Here is a 19361-nt window from a genome sequence, read left to right as displayed (position 1 = left end):
GCGCTCTTGGTTTTCTTCTAGGGACTCCAGGCAGTGTTCCGCGGACTTCAGAACGTTTTCACAGGACTTCATTTCCTTCTCCGCGGACAACCCAACTCAACACCTCATCCCTAAGACTCCCGCTTATTCCGAGTCTTCTCAAGCACCGACGTGATCGACGTCGCGCCAGCCGAATCCACTGCCACCTCAGACCGCTTAAAGCGATGCTTCAAACGTCTCCACGACGGCAAGCCGAAGCGGCGAATCGTGATGTCGATGAAGAACAGCAACATGGCGAGCCAGACGAATGGCATGACAAAGCTCTGCTGATTCCAACTCGATGATTCAATAGCGCGCATAGCGTCTGCACCAGACTCAATTACTTTTCCGCCTGTCGTATTTGCTAAGGAAGTCAGCAATTCTTTGTTTGTACCGAGCTTCGAGTATTCTTGTGAATACGGAATTGATACGCCCGCGCGGAACGATTGTTGTTGCTCGTTTTGTACAGTGAAGAACACGATCCCAGGATCCGTGTCCAGCTTCACTCGGACTTTCCCAGGCTCAATCGGCTCAGTCTCAATAGTCAGTTCTTCGCCGCTATTTGATGTTGCGACGACATCGAAGAACTGCGAATTGCCACTAGGATCCGATAATACATAGACACCGTCTTCTTGACGTTCGACGTGGAATGGTTCCGTTTCAATCGAAGGCAAAAGACGCGTAATCGCTGTATTCCAGAATGTCGGCCATTTTTCGTAGCGAGCGAAGTCACCACTCCATGCACCGCGAGAATCAGATGTGTACGCAATCGTGCGACCGAGACCGTACATCCACTCAGCGAGTACCGGATCTTCTTTCGTGCTCTCCGCAACTAGTGTCGCCTGTGGTTTCAAGGTCGTCGCGATATACGCATTCAACTGTGGCACCCCGTCAGCAAACACCGCATCCCAGTCCTGTGCTTGATACACTGTTGGATAGAACGGTTCATCTTCGATGTAAGTCTTGGTAGTCATCGCGGTCTCACGTGACAAGATGGACGGAATCGAGTTTTCGTCTTCAACGTCATAGAAACGGCCAGTTCCGTATTGCGCGAGTTCCTCAAGAAGTGCTTTGTCGGCGTCTTGACCAATCGAAACGGTGGATAGTGTCACGTTCTTAGAGAGGGCATCCGTAATCAGCGATTCATAGTCATTCGAAGTCGACGACTGACCATCCGTCAGCAAGATGATATGTTTACGCTGCACGTTGACGTCTTCTAATTGAGTATAAGCCTCTTCAAGACTGCTATAGATTTCCGTTCCTCCACCCGGTGCTATGGAGAGGATGTCATTGACAGTTTCTTCAACGTCTTTGATAGGCCCCACAGGAATGATTTCCCACGGACGGTCATCAAAAGCAATCAAGCCGAACTGGTCGTCCGGACGGAGCATCTCGACAGAACGAGCCGCTGCTTCTTTGGCAAGCTCCATCTTCAGACCGCTCATACTGCCCGAGCGGTCGACAACGATCATCAAACCAAGTGACGGCAGTTGGTGCTTGCCTTTCACGTCCATCTCAACAGGGAGCATGCGCTCGACAGGAGACTGGAAGTAGCCCCCGAGTCCGAAGCTCATCTCGCCACCGACCATCATGAAGCCGGTCCCGAACTGCTTGACGGCCTGCTCAATGACGGTCATCTTTGCTTCGCCGACCTGATGACCTGGGACGTTATCAAAGATGATGGCGTTGTAGGTCGCGTAGGAAGCGAGGTCTGTTGGAAGTGAAGCCGAATCGATCGAGTCGACCGTCAGCCCTGAGGCGTCGACAAACGACGGAATCGGTGAATCGCCTTCAGGAGACACGATCAACACATGTGGTGAATCTTCGACCATCGTCAAGCTCGCGAGTTCATTGTTCTGGATGACCGCATCGTTTTCTCGCTGGATGGTCGCTTTGTAGACGAGAGGTCCTTTGGCATCCGTTTTGTTGGAGAAGGTGAAGACGTTCTCGCCTTGAGTCAATGTGACTGGTTCCGAGAGCACTTGCTGGTCGTTCAGTTGAATCGCAAGTGTGGCATCCGTCTCAATGGCCGACTGGACATGCACTTGAAGGGTATGCGATTCGCCTTCAAAAGCAGTCGTCGGTGTTTGGAAATCGATGAGCGCCACATCTTCGTCGTCTTGGCCAGACATCAACAGCGTATCGACTTCAATACCACGTTCTTTTAAATCCATCTCAAACGATTTAATGGAGCCGTTCGTCTCGTTGCCGTCGGACAACAACACGACGCGAGTCGCAAGTTCAGGGTCCGCTAGACCCAGTGCGAGCTTCATCGCATTTTCCATGTCGGTGTGCTCGACGTCAGCAAGTGGCGTCATCTCTGCGAGTTTGTCGACAGTAGGAGAGAGCTTCTGGTCGGTCTGGAAGCCGTCTGAAAACGAATAGATACCAACCGCTTGATGGCCTTTCTTCGCCTTGATAGCGTCTTGCAAAACATCTTGCTGCGCTGCCCATTCGTTCTTCATCGAAGCCGATTGGTCGACGAGGAAGAGGATCTGCTCGTCTTTTACTGGCCACACAAACTGGGGCGAGACGAGCGCGATGATCAGGGACGTAATCGCAGCGACACGTAAGATAAAAGCGGTACGACCAGCTTTAGTAGCTGGCATCCCTTTTCGAGCTGACCACAAAAAGTAGGCGAGTGGCAGGAGGGCTAATAGGAGCCACAGTGGGTTCTCAAGTTGTAAATCCACGACGTCGTTGCACCTCCCATTCCAGTAGTAACAGGACGAAGATGATCAACAGTCCAATTGGAAGCATGGATTGTTGAACTTCTTTTTCTCCGCCAGCTTGATACGAGCCGATTTCAAAGCTTTTTTCAGTTGGTAGTTGTTTTTCATGTTGTTCAAGGGAGACGGCAAAGACTTTGCTCGTCTCGCCATCGGTCACTTGGTAGAACCCAGGACGCGTAGGAACCGTCATCGAACCGTCTGGCGTGATGTCTCCGATAAACGATTCGTCGGCACTGTAGATGCTCCATTCGTTGTAGCGGCTCGCCAGTGTGACACGGTCATTCGGGAAGTAGCTGCCGATTGTCTCGGCATCTTCTGAGAATTGCTCCATCGCAGCCCACAAGAAGAGGGGGTACGACGGGTGGAGCGGCCAGTCTGTCTGATCGATATCTGCAAGCACCACCATATTGCCATTTGCGAGCTGCTGGATGAACGGCTTATCATCGATTGCTGCAATTGTCGTGGCTCCTTCAATGGAAGGGTAGACAGATTGCACATAGACATCCGACAGATCCACATAATTTGAGAAGTTCGCTTTTTGTGCAATCGAACCCGTGACGTCTTGGAGCTCTTTATCTTCGCGACCAATTAACAATACGGGATGGTCAGCGTCTTCTAGCAAACTCTCATCACTTGTCACCAAGAGTTCTCCTACGGGACGAAGGGTCAAATCTTCTGTCGGAACGGTCACGACGTCTGCGCCAATAGCGAGTAACGCCTTCTGAATCGTTGGGTGTACCGCGTCATCTACGGCAACTTGCATGACCGGTCGGTACAAGATGGCGGTCATCTCATTGTCGGTCTCGTAATCGTCCTTTTCCTTGAGTTTCGCTTTAAAAAACGAATCGTCTGAAGGAAGCACGGTCGACACGATCCCTCGCTCATTCGCTGCGACTTCGTAGTCAATCGTAGCCAAGACATCATCTTTCAGTGTGACAAAGTCGATGGAACCAGTGGCCACTTCGTCTGTATCGTTTTGAATCTCGACGATGGCGTTTGTCCCGTCTTCAGAAGGGGAGACGCCGAACTGCTTGATAGCGATATTTTGTGGTGTCTCTTTCCGGTTCTCAACACGCCACGACACATTTTCTTGATCGAACGTGACAAGATCTTTAGATGCAGCGTCAGTCAACACATAGACAGATGCACCTTCTTTAGGAAGTCCCGCTTTCACAAAATCAAACGTCTTCTTCAGCTGTTCTGCTTCATAGGTCACATCAAGCGAATCGATGGCGGAAGTGAGTTGCTGGCGGTTCGTCTCGTTTTGTACGACAAATGCCGGGGTCTCTCCGGTCGTCACAATCGTAAATGTTGCACCTTCATTCGAGTTCACGATGACTTGCATGCGCGCTTTCTGCTCTTCAAACCATGTCGTGTCACCACTCTTCGTCTCCATAGAAGCAGACGTGTCGATGACGAGCCAGATGTCTTCGTTTGAAGAAGAACTTGACGGGAAATACGGCTTCATCAATAGGAATACAAAAAGAAGTAGGGCTAAAAGCTGAAGCAGTAACAGCAAGTTCTTTTGTAGCTTTTCAAAATACGGTGACGCCTTCGTCTCGTTCATGAACGACTCCCAGAACAAGGTTGAAGAAATCGTCTTCGGTGTGTAGCGCTTGCGGAAGAAATAGTAGAGCAGCACGGCTACAGGGAAGATGAGCGTCCAAATGTTAGCAAATTGTAAAAAGTTCATGATGTCACCTCATCGTATCCACTGAAAACGAACAAATTGCTGTAGCGCTGCCGTCAGAAAATCAGGCTGGCTCGGCAAGAACAGGATATGGTGCCCGTAGCGATTTGCAAGCTGTTCCATTTGTTCAAAATGGCTCTTTCGTTTGGTTTCGTAGCGCTTGATCATATCGGGTGTCACGGTCACATTAAGGCTCGACGTGGACTCTTTGTCGACGAGTAGATAGTCGCCGTAATACTCCGGGTCTTGCTCTTCTTGAGACGACACCACGACAAAGCGAATGTCTTTCGGTCGGCGTGTCAATTGTTGGCACGTCTTTTCAAACTGTTCTATCGGCTCGAGGCCATCTGTGATGATGAATACACTTCCGGCATCTTTCGGGAGCTGTTGCACCAGGTCCTCTAGAAACGGTTCGTTTCTTGTAACCGGTGTGAGCTCCTCAACTTTCTGCTGGAACAGATGGCGGTACATCGAGCCTTTTTTGCGAAATGACTGGAGACGCTCATCTTGTTTTGCTGAAAACGACAATGCGTCGTCATGGGAAAGTACGAGGTAGCCGAACAGTGCCGCGACTTGGCGAGCATGGAGCCATTTGTCTTCTTCACCCATTGAAGGAGTCGTATCCAGAACGATATGAACACGCATCTCTTCTTCATCTAAAAACCGTTTGATAAATAATTTATCCGTGCGTGCATAAACGTTCCAGTCAATCTGGCGGACATCGTCTCCGGCTTCATAGACTCGGAAGTCCGAGAAGTCGAGGGAGGAACCGTAGCGTTTGGAAGCATGGGTCCCGCGACGGCCGCTGACGTGGCGTTTGCCGTTTACGAGTCGGTAATTTGCGAGCTTGTTCATGCTCGAGCTAGTCAACAGTGGGGACATCAGCTTTCCTCCTTACGACTTCGCGAGTTCATCGAGCATTTGATCGAGTACGAGGTCTGGTGTCAGCCCAGTTGCCTCTGCTTCGTAGTTTAAGCGGATGCGGTGACGCAGAACAGGTTTTACAGACTGTTTGATATCCGCAATCGAGACATGGACGCGTCCAGCTAAAAAGGCACGGGCTTTCGCAATTCGGATCAGGCTCTGCAAGCCACGTGGTCCGCTTCCGAACTGCACGTAGCGTTTGATTGATTCGACCGAAGACGTCTCTGGGTGAGTCGCTGTGATGACATCGATGGCGTAATCCATCAAGTCGTCTGCAAGTAGCACATGTTTCACCATCTGCTGCGCTGCGCGGATTTCAAAGGTCGTCAGGACTTGTTGCAGTTCTGTCTTCTCAGCACCTGTTGTGCGCATCATGATCTCTTTTAACTCTTGTTTTGAAGGGTACGGCAATACGACTTTACATAAGAATCGGTCAACTTGAGCTTCAGGAAGAGGGTATGTTCCTTCCATTTCAATCGGGTTCTGCGTCGCAAGGACGAAGAACGGATCTTCCATAGGACGTGTCTCACCAAGCACTGTCACCGTGTGCTCACCCATAGCTTCAAGAAGCGCACTTTGAGTTTTAGGAGTCGCCCGGTTGATCTCATCGGCGAGGACCAGTTGATGGAAAAGAGGCCCTTTTTTGAAGACGAAATCGGTCTTTCCGTCGTCGCTGCGTTCAATCATGCTTGTTCCGGTGATATCAGCAGGCATCAAGTCCGGTGTGAACTGGATACGGGAGAACGACAGGTCACAGACTTGACCAATTGTACGGATCAGCATCGTTTTCCCGAGACCCGGTAGACCTTCAAGTAATGTGTGACCACCTGCGACCATTGCTAAAACCGTATAATCGATGGCTTCAGACTGCCCGACGATGAACTTGCTGATCTCGTCTTTTGCTTGTGCAAACTTGTTGCTCATATCTTCGAATTGTTCTGGTGTGTATGTCATAGTTCCTCCATTAATCACTTGTTTGAATTGACGTAAAGTACGATTGCACATAGTTTTGCAGGTCCGCAGGGAGCTGCAGGCGTTCTGTTGATTGGCGGTAGTAAGGTGCGTAATCGCCTACAACTTCTTGATACGGACGGATCGAACCTTTCGTGACAGGGGACGGACCTTGTTGTTCGCCGACTGCTTGTCCGGCCCCTAGTTTTCCACCGTCTGTCGTTGTCTCGCCCGGTTGGCCAATACGTTTGGGAACAGCGACAAGAGAGCGGTCGCCTTGTCCAGTGCCGGCACCCTGCCCTTGACCAGAGCCTTGGCCTTGTCCAGAACCAGAACCTTGCCCTGAACCGGATCCAGAGCCAGAACCAGAACCAGAACCAGACCCTTGACCCTGACCCTGTCCTTGTCCTTGTCCAGAACCTTGCCCCTGCCCTTGACCTTCTCCTTCACCCTGACCTTCGCCCTCGCCTTCACCTTGCCCTTGACCCTCGCCAGGTTGACCTTCACCAGATTCAGTTGGTGTCTGGTTCTGTCCTTGCTGTTGCTCACCTGACTGGCTCGTCGTAGCGAGTTGACTAGGGGTAGAGAGGGGCTGACCGATCTTAGCCATCGCACTTTGAGCGGAATTCATCTCTTTAGCGAGTGCATCGATAGAAGCCGTCAGTTCTTCTAATTGTTTTTGTTCTTCTGCAGTCAGACTGTCACTGGATTTTCCGTCAGCTGCGTCTTGCTGTTTTTTCACAAGCTGCGCTTTCTTCAGCTCCAGCTCTTTTTTCGTTTTCGTGACTTTCTCCCAAGCGGCTTTGGCGGTCTCCGCTTTTTTCAGGTCTTTCTCGAGCTCCGCGACTTTTTTCTTGATCTCAGGAGTCGTCACTTTTTTATCGAGTTTTTCGGCTTCTTTCTCGAGCTTCTCGACAACCGTTTTCTCGACTTCTAAGTCTTTCGCAGCAAGCTGATCGTCAGAAGGAAGTAGCAGACTGACAAACCCTACTGCAAGGAAAAAGAAGGCCAGTAGCAAGTGACGTGGTTTCACAGTGTAACGGACCGCTTGTCTAAAGCGCTCTGTAGCAGTCGGTAGCTGCTTGTTCACGTGCGCTTCAATATGTTCAACTAGCGGACCGTCTTCTGTCGTCTGTGCGACCGTGATAAACTCGTTGTCTGAAAAACTCGCATCAAACGCGCGAAGCGACTCGAGTTTAGAAGGGCGACCGCGCATCAAGTAAGCGAAATACCCGCCACCGACAAGTAGTGCTGCTAGAATAGCAATCCATTCAAAATAGACAAGTACGAAGAAGCGCGACAACAGAAGAACCGTACACCACGTAATGGCTGCAGCGATAAGAGCCGATTGAACCTGTTCGAGCGCAAACACACGGACAAGACGCCCGTGTGCTTTTCGGATGAACGGTTCCCATTTTGGATTTGTCATGAGTCGACCTCTCCTTTAGCGCATTTTCCCCATGTTGACACGCAATTTTTTGATAGCAATGAATAGTGATACAAAGATGATCAGTAAATAGAACCCGACGTAAATGATCCAGCCAGGGAAGTTCACTTGTGTGATCTGCGTCAAGAATTGACTGCCTTCAGGGCTGACGAATGAGAAAATCATCATCGGCGGGTTAATGCTCGCCCAGAAATGAGCGAACAGGGATGGTGACTGTACAGCACTTGTAAATCCAGACTGAATAGCTAGAACGAAGAAGAACGCTGTGACACCAGTCAAGAAAAGCATCGAACCGTATGTCGCAATCATCGACACAATCGTCTTTTTCGTCACAGTGGAATACATGATTCCAAGACTTCCGATTGCGAGTACTGTTAACAAGAAGAACAAGAAAATCACTGCGAGCTGTCCTGGCGAGACGCCACCAAACAAGAACACCAAGCTATAGATCGGAAGTCCAGACACCAGCATCAGTAGTAAGAATGCGATAGATGCTGCAAGTTTACCGATGATGATTTGCCACGAACGTTGTGAGGTCGTAAGTAAAATCGTCAGCGTCTGTTTCTCTCGCTCCGTACTGATCGTGCCTGCAGTAAGTCCTGGTGTGATAAATAAAATCAGAGCGAGCTGAATGTATGTCAGCACGATGAACATAAAGTAACTCTCGTCCGGGCGGAAGAATCCAGAACCGGTCATATTTGTGGCTAAGAAAATCATCCCGAACACGAAGATACTCATGGCGAGTAGATAAAACGTCAGGCCGAGCGAGCTTTTGACGCTGCGAAAACGGAGCTTCAGCTCTTTGATGAGGACGGGATTGTAAAGTAGTTCCCTCATTTCATTTCCACTCCTTTCGTGATTTCCATGAAGACATCTTCAAGGTCCGTCTCTGCTTGAGAGAACGTGATGATCGGTAAGTCTTTTAATATTGCTGTTCTAAGAAGTGCCATCTGTTCTTCGTCAGAGCCTCGGTACGAGAACTTCACAAGCGAACGGCTCTCGTCAACAGTTACACCCGAAACGAATGGCTGCTCTTCGATAAAGGAGACAAAGCCAGACACGTCCCCAAGAAGATGCACAGAGACTGGTCGTTCGTTTTGGAGCTGTTCATGAATTTCCGCAACGCTTCCGTGCGCGACAAGTTGCCCTCCGTCAATGACACCAATCTCGTCACACATCTCCGCAAGTTCAGGAAGGATGTGAGAGGAAATCAAAATCGTCTTGCCCATACTTTTCAACTGCTTCAAAATGTCTCGCATCTCGACGCGAGCTCGAGGATCAAGACCCGAAGCTGGTTCATCGAGAATCAATACAGAAGGGTTGTGAATCAATGCGCGTGCTAGACACAAGCGCTGCTTCATCCCACGTGACAATAAGTCGACGTATTCATAGCGCTTATGCGTCAAGTTCACGAGTTCTAAAAGCTCCGGAATCAGCTTTTCGCGCTCTTTCGCCGGAATCCCGTAGCTTGCGCCGTAAAAGTCGAGGTATTCGTCAGCTTTCAGTTGGTCATAGACACCGAAAAAGTCCGGCATGTAGCCGATTTGTTTGCGCACTTCATGTGGCTCGTTGCGAACGCTCTTGCCGTTGATTAGCGCATCGCCTTTTGTAGGCTGCAGAAGTGTTGCTAGAATCGAGAACGTCGTCGATTTTCCCGCACCGTTGGCTCCAACAAACCCGAACACAACGCCTTCTTTAATGGAGAGGTTCAAGTCATTCAAGGCATAGAAATTGCCGTATTTTCTAGTCAGTCCTGTGATTTCAATCATGGTGCCACCTCGCCAATCAATTCGATAGTAGGAAGTTTCATCATATCGTTCATTGCGTTGCTTTGTTTAATTAGACGTAGCTTAATCATTCCCGTTTCATCAATATAATCCGCTACGTTTTCTTTGACGACTGTTGACGTCTCCGTCAATTCCGTGTACTCTTTCGTCTTTTGATTGTAGAGCTCTAGAGTCAGGACTGTACGGTTCTGATTGCGAATCTTCAGTTCTTTCCACGAGATGTCGCCTTCAACGATCTTTTCAGGTAGCGTCACGTCAAAATCAAACTCACCGTTTTCGATGTACCACATGTTGTTCATCGGGTCATCAAGACTTGCGTAAGCAGAATCTGAATAGAGCGAAACATCTAGCATTGCAGAAGGAAGTGTAAACGTACCCTGTACGAGAGTTTCGGATTCGAATGGTTGAATAATCAAGTTGATAGCGTCCATTTCAGCACGCTCATCTTGAATCTGAATCGGCACGATAGGCTCATTCGCTGTCGCCACAACAAGTGGCGTATTCTTTTCGTTCAAAGACATCATGTTGCTGTAGGCAGCTACTAAGGCTTTATGACGTTCTTCCGGAAGCTGAGCTGCTGACTGAACAGGACCACCGTAGCCGTACCCACCGCCATAGTTCTGACTTCCTTTGGCAGGGAGCATAATGCCACCTTTAAATTTCGCGTTGACGTCCATCGTCGCACCTGCATCGATGTCCCCAAGGTCAATTTTTTGTGCACCTGTCCAAATCTGCACATTTTTTAGAGCGAACGGGAAGGTGTTCTCGATTGTCCCGGAGATCGTGTCGGAGTTGTTCTCAATTTTAATATTGAGTTTTCCGAGTGAAGGGATCTTGGATTCTCCAACTACAGTCGAAGTCGACCAGTACCCGACATTACGCAAAGTTAGTGCTGGTTTGTCTGCTTCGTTTTCTAAAATAGATTCAGTACGTGTATTCGTTGAGATGCCGCTAAAGCTTGAGTTTTTCCAAGTCGACATCGTCGTGCCTTGATCCGCTTCGAGTGTGAACTCACCGCTACGGTTTGATAATAGCGTTTCAACGTAATAGCCGCTCATCGACCCGTCGTCCGCGACTTCGTAAAAGCTCAGTTGCTGCACCTGTGGTTTCAATAGACGGTCCCGTGCACCATATGCGAAGATCGCAATCGATGTGACAATCGCAATAGTTGGGATGATCCACCACGCATGTTCGCGTTTGTCTTTCCGTTTTAATAGGAAGTAAAGAAGTGGTCCCACTAATAAGAAATAGACAAAGATGATGAGTGCGATGCCGCCAGTAGAGACTTGGAACGACGGGAACAGTTCATTCATATAGACCGTATCGTACCCAAGTGTTTCGTATCCCGGGTTGCCATAATAGACATTCGTTGGCATGGAGACAAGTTTGGATTGATTGAATAGTACAGATAGAAGTTCGTCGTAACCTTTTTCAGAAGCAAGTGGCTGATCTCCGAGCGAGAACGCCGTCTGGATGATAGCTCCTTCGTTTACGCGCTTCATAGCGACAACTGGTGTTGATTCGACGTTCCAGACACTTGTAGAACCTTCTTGAATAGTGGCTTTTTGAATAGTGATAGGTTTTGTTAAATCTTCTGTCTTGGCAAAGCTTTTTGCAGCATCAACAGAAACGGTTGTTGTTTCGTTTGATACTTCGAGCGGTAAGAATTCACTCAGTGCCCCGAATTCCGCGACTCCTTTATCCGTAGCACCAGCGATGACAATCCCGCCATCTTTCACCCAGTCGAGAAGGGCTTGTTGCTGAGCTTCAGGCCAATCTGCAATCGAATATTCATCGATGAGTAGGACGTTCGCCATTTCCCAGTCTTCTTTTGTAGAAGGCAGCGGTTGATTGTTCTTCAGTTGGTTTAAAGCAATGATTTCATTGTTCATGCCTTGTTGGAGTTTGACACTGCGAAGCGAACCGAGGCGGTCAGCAGACTCTGTCAACGTGAACATAAAAAAGCTGTCATCGGCAAAGTAGCTTGGACGTAGTGTCTTGTCGCCTTTGAATGCGATTTCTTTACCGTCTTTCCAGCCGTCTTCATATAAGAAAAATAATTGCGTGTTTGTTCCGGTGTACATAAAGTCTTCAGCCAGTGAACTAAGGCTCAGATGAATCGTTTTCGTCTCGCCGGCTGCGAGAGTGATCGGTAGAGCCCGCGCTGTGCCTACTTCGTACGATTCTGGTGTATCAATGACCAGGTCACCTGTAAAATCGTCTCCTTGGTTTTCAAGGGTCAAAGTGATCGGTACACCTTTACCGTATTTAATTTTGTTGTCGTATCCGGCAGTTGCTTTGATTGTGATTTGAGCATCAGCAAATGCAATGGATGGACCGAGGAAGAGGCTCATCAATAAGACGAAGATGAGACCGAGTCCGGCCAGTGGTTTTCTCATGTAAATAGTCCCCCTTGGTATCTTTTTCTATGTCTATCTTAGTACATAACGATTTAGGAAGAATATAGTTTCAAGAAATTTCAATTTTTTTTGGTAATGGGGGCGGGGGTATTACGGCATGGATGGAGTCGGTAAAGTCCTAAAAAGGTCATTTGAAGTCTTCGGAAAGGTCGTTGAAGTCTTGGGAAGAGCCAGTGAAGTCCGATAAAAAGACAAAAAAGTGGCACCAAAATTTATGAGCCACTTCTTACATAAAGGTGCCTATCCCAAACACAATTCCAATATTCGTGGCTATTCAACAAATATACAAAACGACGCCGTATTGCTGTGTATGTTTGTAATTAAAAATAAATTGTGTCTGTCTATTTTATGGGACACCTTTTGGAAATGGGTGGGAAATATGAAAAAGGCCTCCCTAAGTGGATAGGGGGGCGATATTTGTAGAGTTATTATGGTTGGGCAAATAAAACGTCTTATTGAGTTGTCATTTTTCGAAAGAATAGATTACTGATTTTCATAAAATGTTTCCTTCCCATGAAGCAGGTCAAGTAAGGTCTGCCCGAACTCCTCAATCTTCTTAGGTCCGAGGCCCGGAACCTCCAGTAGCTGATCTGTGTCACGGGGCTGCATCTCTAAAAGTGAATCAAGCGTTTGATTATTGAAGATATGATAGGCTTTTCGATTGGTTTGTCTCGAGTAATGTAAGCGAAATGCAGTTAGGCTTGTCCTTTGATCCTCTCGAGACTTCAACTGGACTGGTTCTTGTTGTTGAGGTGCCACATCTTGAAGTCTGTAAACAGTAGGATCAAACACATGTGACTTTCGGTATTCCAAAATCTTGTCGGCAATCATGTAAATCTTTTGATCCGGCAAATTGACGGGAGAATTTAAAGAAAGCTTGGCTTTCAAATACTGTTTGATTTGATCATGGCGAATTACGTTTTGTTGAATGTCAGCAGGTGCTTTTTTTGCAATATCAATGATGGTCTTTGGATTTGCGAATGTTACAGCGTGATAGATTGGAGTACTTTGAATCAACTCTGTTTCCTTTAAAAGTTTCTCGAGAATGGCAACATGCCGTTCCACTTGGTTAATAGGGCTGTACATTCCTTCTTTAGAGATGATGCGATTGTTTCTCGTGATGACTCGCTGAAATTCTCCTTTATCAGTAATATGAATATTACCGAATAACTTTTTGACTTCGAGAACGAGAATGAATTTCCGAGTTAAAATAACGAAATCAAGTTGTGCTTTGAGTCCTTTGTATGCAATCGGGACGTCGTGAAGAATCACTAGTGGCAGAAGGGAATGTTCAAGCTCAAACAATACAGATTTTTCTCCAGAATCCCCAATTGTAAAAAGTTTTCGATGCTCTTCGACTTTTTTCTGATCTATAGAGGGATCATCTGAGGAAGCTAATTGAGTAAGTTCGGCAAGAAGAGAAGGCGTGTCTTTAGAAGCAAAATAAAGCTTTGGTTCTTTCAGTTCCCACTTGTCGGTTAAAGCCAAGTAGGCATTCTTAAAAAACGACATAATACTCCCACTTTCTGTAATTACTAGTTTGAGTATACCAGTTTGCATATGGTTGTCACATAAAGATTTCATGAAAAAGCCTCCCTAAGTGGATAGGGAGGCATTAATGGTTCATTTACTTGTATGGTTAGAGTTGTTTTACCTACTGCGAAGACAATAAAGTATGTTGCGCGGACCACGCATGGTTTTCCTCGGACTATACTATCTTTTCCACGGACAATCAGCTTACTGAGCCGTCAACCCACCATCAATCACAAACTCAGAGCCTGTCGAGTAGGTTGATTCATCAGACGCAAGGAAGAGCACCATGTTTGAAACTTCCTCAGGCTGAGCTACACGTTTCATTGGAATATGTTTCGCAAATTCTTCGACTGCCGCTTTCGTATCTTCTTGGACGACCATTGGAGTCGCAATGACACCTGGGTGAACAGAATTCACTCGGATTCCAAGTGGCGCCAGGTTAATTGCCGCTGCTTTTGTCATACCGCGAACTGCGAATTTCGTATCTGTATAGCCGATTGCTCCAGCTACAAGACCGTTCATAGATGAGATGTTGACGATAGAACCGCCGCCTGCTTTGATCATAGAAGGAGCAACAGCTTTCATTCCGATGAACACAGAAACTTGGTTGATGTCGACAATCCGCTTGTATTCTTCGACCGTGACGTCCAGCATGTTTTTAGCCATTGTGATACCGGCATTATTGACGAGAACTTGGATGGGACCAAAGGTAGCCTCGGTCTCTTCAACGACTCGCGTCCAGTCCACTTCATTTGTTACATTGTGAGAGATGAAATGAGCATTCTCTCCAAGCTCTTTCGCAAGAGCCTGTCCCTTTTCTTCGTTCAGATCGGTCATAACAACCTTTGCACCGTGTTCGATGAAAAGACGGGCGTGAGCCGCTCCCATACCTTGTGCTGCTCCGGTAATTAGTGCTACTTTCCCATTTAATCGATTCATTTCTAATTCGCTCCTTAAAACAGTGATTAGTGATAACTAGAGTATAGCTCAAAGTATTTTAATGTTAAACTATTTAGCTCTAAATGGTGTTTTGCCTAACCTCATCTAGTGAGATACACTGAAAAAAATACATAAGAGAAGTAAAGGAGTAGAGTAGATGGAGAAGTTTAGTCTGTTTGGAAAGTTTACAGTAGAGACGTCCAACCAAGAAAAATTAGCTGCAATTTTATTAGAAGCAGCTGAGTCAATGAAAGCCGTTGAAGGGTGCACCATTTATATAGTAAGCGTATCGCCTGAAGAACCAGATGCCGTATATGTTTATGAAGTTTGGGACGATGAAACAGCTCATAAGAACTCACTTACACTTGAAGTAACACAAACATTAATTTCGAAAGCACGACCTCTGATCAACGGCATGGAACGCATTAGAACACTGGAGGCATTAGGAGGAAAAGGCTTGTGAGTAATGTGGTTTTACGCGGACAACAAACGCACTTCCGCGCACCAGAAAAACCCTTCCAAGGACAACAATAAATACCCACAAGAAAAGCCCGCTCATCAAGAGCCGGCCTTTTCTATTTCTTAAACAAAAACTTTAAAATCTTCGATGTGAACTCATCATAAGAATTATGAGCCCCGTACTGGTTGTACCATTTCCGCACCGTCTCCACAATCCAAAAGGGTACCGAGCTGCCGTCAATTAAATGGTAGTACTGTTCATAGCCTCGCTTCAAATCTTCCCAGCGGTAGTCATTGCCTGGGAGCACATATTCCGAAACGTCGATAATCTTAGCACGCCCGTCTTGAAGTAAGACGTTTTTTAAATGAATGTCACGCGGATTAAGGCCTTTACTTCGAACGTAGTCACGAGCAGCTTCGACGTCTTCGACAGCTTGCTTTGGAATATGGACTCCTTGCAAAATGCAATCGAATAGCGTGGTGCCACCTTCATGACTCAGCACGAGCACATCTTCATGTGCTGCAAAACAAGTCGGAAAGAAGGGAGAGTCCCCGATTTGTGAGTAAACGTATGCTTCTATCTGGACTTTTTCAGTCTTACCTACTGCATATTTCTTGAAAGCAAATTGAGGAGTCTGGGCAGATTGAAAGACAGCTGCATCCGTACCTACACCAATGCATGTTAAAGTGTCGGTATCTCCACTGATTGTGACGGGTTCATTGTTTGGATGGGCCTCGACATGAATGTGTTTTAATGCTTCCAAGGCAGGTTGCCAAGCGTCAGTCATCGAGAACGCCTCCTTTAATTCGAATTTATGGATTAACTGTATCACAGAGTGCCACTTGTAAGGCGATAGATGACTTATAAGGGCCCAAGCCAAATACGAAGTATGGAATACACTAAACTTATGAACGAAGAAAGGATTTGATTCATGTATTATCTTCCGGTAGTCGCCCCTTGTCCGCATTGCATGGCTTCTCAACACCATCAGACGCAGGCAAGCCACCAAACATTCCATCCGTTCTCTTGGCCACCTGTTCATCACCAGCATCGCATGGTGCTTCGAGATCACGGTCCGAATCCTTACGTGGTCAATATTGAGGAAGCGACACTTCAAAACGAGACTTTTCGGACAGTTTTGTGGACAGGAGAGCATCTTCAATTAACTTTGATGAGCATTCCGGTCGGGGAGAGCATAGGACTGGAAGTACATCCAGAAGTTGATCCGTTCATTCGAATTGAACAAGGGCAGGGTGTAACGGAAATGGGACCTTGCGAAGACCAGGTCACGTTCCGAAGACGTGTTTATGATGATGACGATGCCATCTTTGTACCGGCAGGGTATTGGCACAATTTAATAAATACAGGAAACGTTCCATTAAAACTGTATTCCATTTATGCGCCACCTAATCATCCTTTTGGTACGGTTCATGTGACAAAAGAAGATGCAATGGAATCGTCTTGACTCTCTAAGTCTTATAAGTTTTCTATGCGACCTTGAAACTTCAAGGGCGTTTTTTGTATGCTTGGAAAATGAAGAGAACATGAGGAGAGGATGGAAATGAAGATTAACTATGAACTGTCAGGCGTAGGTTGGATGACCTGCGGCTTTGAGGCAGATGGAATATCGGTTGAGTTTACTGCAAGTTACCTGACAGATGTCCTTGCTGATTTCTTGAAGGCAATTGGGGACTTGAGAGATTTGTTTGGAGAAGGCGCCATTCCTACAAAAGGCACTGCCTGTACTTGGGAGGGAGAGCCAGAGCAGCTGCATTGGAATTTTAGATTAAAAGATGATGACCTTCTTTCTATTCAAGTGGACTATCAAGAGGATGAGGGGCTAGAAAACAGTAAAAAGTGTTTGGTAATTACAGAGGTTCCTTATGATGAATTCGTTGAACTCGTTATCAATGCGCTGGATAAGCTAATCAAACAACACGGTCTTACGGGATATGTGGAGATGTGGCATGAACATCAGTTTCCCCTAAGTTCATTTTTAAAGTTGAAGCACTATGTGCTCCACGAATGTCCATACCCTATTAAAGAAGGTCGAAGCACATTAGCCTGTGATTTGAGCTTGTTGATGAAAGAAATGGAATGAAGTTGAGAATTAAGAATGATTTTTTTGTTTATTCATCCTTACTAGATGAAAAGCGAAAAGACTTAAAAAGGATACACCATATAAACTCAGAAACATCATTACCAAAAACATAGTCTTTTCGAATGAAGTGAAACCTAGTGTATCTGATGTGAAGAAGTCCGTAAACTGATATGCACCAAGAGTGAGTGCAGCAGCAGCCACTATAGGGACGATAAGGAGTTGCTTTAAGGCTTCGGATTTCAATGAAAAAACCTCGCTTTCAATACCTTTTATTACCACTATACCATTAAGCAAATCATTTCTCCCTCACGACTCACTAGAGGTACACTCAAAGGGTAGTGATTTCGGATGAAGGAGGAAGAACAATGAGCAAAGTAGCGATCATCACAGGTGCAGGTAGTGGAATCGGGCAGGCAACAGTGTTTCGCTTGGCCAAAGAAGGCGTGAATATTTCGGTAGTGGATATCAACGAAGAACATGGGAACGCAACCGTCGAGAAGCTGAAAGAACACGGTGTAGACGCGATTTTTGTGAAAGCCGATGTGTCTAAAGTAGAAGACGTCAAAAACTACGTAGACAAAACGGTTGAGCATTTTGGTCAAATTGATTATTTCTACAACAATGCAGGAATCTCAGGGAGCGGGAAGTATTTTTTAGATACGGATATCAGTGAAATCGAACAAATTGTAGGCATCAACTTACTTGGTGCGTTATACGGCATTCGCTATGTGGCGGAAGTCATGGTGAAAAATGGCGGCGGTTCCATCGTCAACACGTCATCCAGTGCAGGTGTCATCGGGCAGAACACGGTTGTGACTTACTCAGCGACGAAACACGCTATCGTAGGAATCACGAAAAGTTTGGTGGCAGAGTATGGTGAGAAAGGGCTTCGCGTCAATGCGGTAGCACCAGGACCAACTGAAACACCAATGGTGAAAGCCTATTTTGATGCGAATCCAGCCATGAAAGAAGCAGCATCAAAAGGGATTCCACAACAGCGTCTTGGAACTTCTGAAGAAGTGGCAGAGCTTGTGACCTTCTTGCTGACATCCCCAGCACAATATGTGAACGGTGAAGTTATCGCAATTGATGGTGGCTTTACTAATACGAAGTTTTAAATTGTACTGATAATTGTCGACCTTACGAACTTTCGTGAGGTCTTTTTTGTATAGGAAAGATTTCTCCAGAGACTATACAAAAAATTTCCAGAAGGGTAGACTAGGGGAAAGCGAGTTAGGGGGAGAATTAGGCATGAAAACCGCAGTCATACAGATCAATTCTAAACAAGACAAGCAGCACAACTTACAAGTGATTGAATCCTATATACGAGAAGCAGCAGGTAAAGGAGCTGAGTTGATTGCGCTCCCAGAAAACTGCAACTTTTTAGGAACTAGTGAAGACAACATTCAGTTAGCTGAAGAAATTCCTGGTGGAGAAACGTCAACGCTGTTTTCGAATTTGGCGAAAGAACTAGGAGTCTATATTCATTCTGGAAGTATTGCGGAACGCTTTTCAGAAGATAAGTCTTATAATACGAGCTTTGTGGTGAATCCAGAAGGGGAAATCATCAGTACATACCGTAAGATTCATTTATTTGATATAGGTATTGAAGGACAGTCGACTTATAATGAGTCAGAATCAATTGAAGCTGGAAACAAGGGAGCTCTAGTCGATCTACCTTTTGGTAAGGCAGGGATGAGCATATGTTATGATCTACGCTTCCCGGAACTTTATCGTGACTATGCACTAAAAGGTGCAAAAGTATTGTTTGTACCTGCTGCATTTACTCGGTATACTGGCATGCTGCACTGGGAAGTCCTTCTCCGAGCTCGAGCCATTGAAAACCAGTGTTATGTGATTGCCGCAGGTCAATTTGGAACGTATTTACCAGGCAAAGAGTGTTACGGGAACAGTATGATCATCGATCCGTGGGGAACTGTGGTAGCGAGGGCTTCTGAAGGTACCGGAATTGCGTTGGCAGAGCTGGATATGAAGCTAGTGGAGAGCGCACGGTCGAGTATTCCTTGTTTGCAGCATCGTCGGGAGGACGTGTACGGTGGGTGAGCGGGAGTTCTTCTGCATGACGCGGGATTTCTTCTCCATCAAAGCTCGTTTCATCTGCATAAGACCTTACTAGAAAAATAGACCCTTGTCGCAATCGCGGCAAGGGTCTTTTAAGTATCAAGAATTTTGAGAAATCCGGTTCTGTATCGTATCATAGACGAACTTCATCGGATAAAATATGAAAATGACTGCTCCAAATTGAAGGGCAGTGCGTCCCCAACCTTATATATGTAAGACGTCGTTTATAAGATATCCCGCAAACTGTAAGCCTATTACGATCACGGCTACACAAAAA

16 protein-coding genes are annotated in these 19361 nt (G+C 46.5%); 5 read left to right on the top strand and 11 right to left on the bottom strand.

Annotated elements, in window-relative coordinates; translation table 11 throughout:
* Window positions 1–110 precede the first annotated feature (110 nt).
* The 10 genes from CF394_RS06725 to CF394_RS06680 form a co-directional block, all read right to left on the bottom strand.
* A complete protein-coding gene (locus CF394_RS06725; protein WP_094942468.1) occupies window positions 111–2711 on the bottom strand; it encodes a vWA domain-containing protein in 2601 nt (866 codons plus the stop codon).
* Entirely contained in the window at window positions 2695–4443 is a 1749-nt protein-coding gene (locus CF394_RS06720; RefSeq protein ID WP_094942466.1) for a vWA domain-containing protein, read from the bottom strand. Before CF394_RS06720 ends, CF394_RS06725 begins: the two co-directional genes overlap by 17 nt.
* 9 nt (window positions 4444–4452) lie before the next feature.
* On the bottom strand, window positions 4453–5322 hold the full coding sequence (locus CF394_RS06715) for a DUF58 domain-containing protein (RefSeq protein WP_094942465.1): 870 nt from the start codon (window positions 5320–5322) through the stop codon (window positions 4453–4455).
* Between the two features lie 12 nt (window positions 5323–5334).
* Entirely contained in the window at window positions 5335–6318 is a 984-nt protein-coding gene (locus CF394_RS06710; RefSeq protein ID WP_094942463.1) for an AAA family ATPase, read from the bottom strand.
* Between the two features lie 10 nt (window positions 6319–6328).
* On the bottom strand, window positions 6329–7744 hold the full coding sequence (locus CF394_RS15765; RefSeq protein WP_106408204.1) for a DUF8809 domain-containing protein: 1416 nt from the start codon (window positions 7742–7744) through the stop codon (window positions 6329–6331).
* Between the two features lie 15 nt (window positions 7745–7759).
* Complete coding sequence (locus CF394_RS06700; RefSeq protein WP_094942462.1) at window positions 7760–8599, bottom strand: ABC transporter permease; 840 nt, start codon at window positions 8597–8599, stop codon at window positions 7760–7762.
* Entirely contained in the window at window positions 8596–9531 is a 936-nt protein-coding gene (locus CF394_RS06695; RefSeq protein WP_094942460.1) for an ABC transporter ATP-binding protein, read from the bottom strand. The genes CF394_RS06700 and CF394_RS06695 overlap by 4 nt, the downstream gene beginning before the upstream one ends.
* On the bottom strand, window positions 9528–11948 hold the full coding sequence (locus tag CF394_RS06690) for a DUF8725 domain-containing protein (protein WP_094942459.1): 2421 nt from the start codon (window positions 11946–11948) through the stop codon (window positions 9528–9530). The genes CF394_RS06695 and CF394_RS06690 overlap by 4 nt, the downstream gene beginning before the upstream one ends.
* 504 nt (window positions 11949–12452) lie before the next feature.
* A complete protein-coding gene (locus CF394_RS06685; protein ID WP_094942457.1) occupies window positions 12453–13553 on the bottom strand; it encodes an NERD domain-containing protein in 1101 nt (366 codons plus the stop codon).
* Window positions 13554–13706: 153 nt separating this feature from the next.
* Entirely contained in the window at window positions 13707–14441 is a 735-nt protein-coding gene (locus tag CF394_RS06680) for a glucose 1-dehydrogenase (protein WP_094942456.1), read from the bottom strand.
* Window positions 14442–14598: 157 nt separating this feature from the next.
* Between CF394_RS06680 and CF394_RS06675 the strand changes: the two genes are divergently transcribed.
* Entirely contained in the window at window positions 14599–14904 is a 306-nt protein-coding gene (locus CF394_RS06675; RefSeq protein ID WP_094942454.1) for a putative quinol monooxygenase, read from the top strand.
* A gap of 112 nt (window positions 14905–15016) precedes the next feature.
* Here CF394_RS06675 and CF394_RS06670 read toward each other — a convergent pair whose 3' ends face one another.
* Window positions 15017–15688, bottom strand: a complete 672-nt coding sequence (locus tag CF394_RS06670) for a serine/threonine protein kinase (protein ID WP_094942453.1) — start codon at window positions 15686–15688, stop codon at window positions 15017–15019.
* Window positions 15689–15832: 144 nt separating this feature from the next.
* On the opposite strand from CF394_RS06670, the gene CF394_RS06665 reads away from it, so the two are divergent.
* From CF394_RS06665 to CF394_RS06645, 4 genes are all read left to right on the top strand, one after another.
* On the top strand, window positions 15833–16366 hold the full coding sequence (locus CF394_RS06665) for a cupin domain-containing protein (protein WP_094942452.1): 534 nt from the start codon (window positions 15833–15835) through the stop codon (window positions 16364–16366).
* 96 nt (window positions 16367–16462) lie between these two features.
* On the top strand, window positions 16463–17002 hold the full coding sequence (locus tag CF394_RS06660) for a hypothetical protein (protein ID WP_094942451.1): 540 nt from the start codon (window positions 16463–16465) through the stop codon (window positions 17000–17002).
* 365 nt (window positions 17003–17367) lie between these two features.
* Complete coding sequence (locus CF394_RS06650; protein ID WP_094942449.1) at window positions 17368–18120, top strand: SDR family NAD(P)-dependent oxidoreductase; 753 nt, start codon at window positions 17368–17370, stop codon at window positions 18118–18120.
* Window positions 18121–18253: 133 nt separating this feature from the next.
* Window positions 18254–19066, top strand: coding sequence for a carbon-nitrogen hydrolase family protein (locus CF394_RS06645; protein WP_094942448.1), 813 nt, complete (start codon window positions 18254–18256; stop codon window positions 19064–19066).
* Window positions 19067–19361: the final 295 nt, after the last annotated feature.

It is taken from the genome of Tetzosporium hominis (assembly GCF_002265435.1).
GTDB lineage: Bacteria > Bacillota > Bacilli > Bacillales_A > Planococcaceae > Chryseomicrobium > Chryseomicrobium hominis.
This window is presented reverse-complemented; position numbering and strand designations above follow the sequence as displayed.

Bases quoted from the DNA above. Each gene is read 5' to 3' on its own strand.
- CF394_RS06650 (WP_094942449.1), top strand. From the start codon at position 17,368: ATGAGCAAAGTAGCGATCATCACAGGTGCAGGTAGTGGAATCGGGCAG.
- CF394_RS06700 (WP_094942462.1), bottom strand. From the start codon at position 8,599: ATGAGGGAACTACTTTACAATCCCGTCCTCATCAAAGAGCTGAAGCTC.
- CF394_RS15765 (WP_106408204.1), bottom strand. From the start codon at position 7,744: ATGACAAATCCAAAATGGGAACCGTTCATCCGAAAAGCACACGGGCGT.
- CF394_RS06670 (WP_094942453.1), bottom strand. From the start codon at position 15,688: ATGACTGACGCTTGGCAACCTGCCTTGGAAGCATTAAAACACATTCAT.
- CF394_RS06675 (WP_094942454.1), top strand. From the start codon at position 14,599: ATGGAGAAGTTTAGTCTGTTTGGAAAGTTTACAGTAGAGACGTCCAAC.
- CF394_RS06665 (WP_094942452.1), top strand. From the start codon at position 15,833: ATGTATTATCTTCCGGTAGTCGCCCCTTGTCCGCATTGCATGGCTTCT.
- CF394_RS06720 (WP_094942466.1), bottom strand. From the start codon at position 4,443: ATGAACTTTTTACAATTTGCTAACATTTGGACGCTCATCTTCCCTGTA.
- CF394_RS06710 (WP_094942463.1), bottom strand. From the start codon at position 6,318: ATGACATACACACCAGAACAATTCGAAGATATGAGCAACAAGTTTGCA.
- CF394_RS06695 (WP_094942460.1), bottom strand. From the start codon at position 9,531: ATGATTGAAATCACAGGACTGACTAGAAAATACGGCAATTTCTATGCC.
- CF394_RS06690 (WP_094942459.1), bottom strand. From the start codon at position 11,948: ATGAGAAAACCACTGGCCGGACTCGGTCTCATCTTCGTCTTATTGATG.
- CF394_RS06685 (WP_094942457.1), bottom strand. From the start codon at position 13,553: ATGAAATCTTTATGTGACAACCATATGCAAACTGGTATACTCAAACTA.
- CF394_RS06645 (WP_094942448.1), top strand. From the start codon at position 18,254: ATGAAAACCGCAGTCATACAGATCAATTCTAAACAAGACAAGCAGCAC.
- CF394_RS06680 (WP_094942456.1), bottom strand. From the start codon at position 14,441: ATGAATCGATTAAATGGGAAAGTAGCACTAATTACCGGAGCAGCACAA.
- CF394_RS06715 (WP_094942465.1), bottom strand. From the start codon at position 5,322: ATGTCCCCACTGTTGACTAGCTCGAGCATGAACAAGCTCGCAAATTAC.
- CF394_RS06660 (WP_094942451.1), top strand. From the start codon at position 16,463: ATGAAGATTAACTATGAACTGTCAGGCGTAGGTTGGATGACCTGCGGC.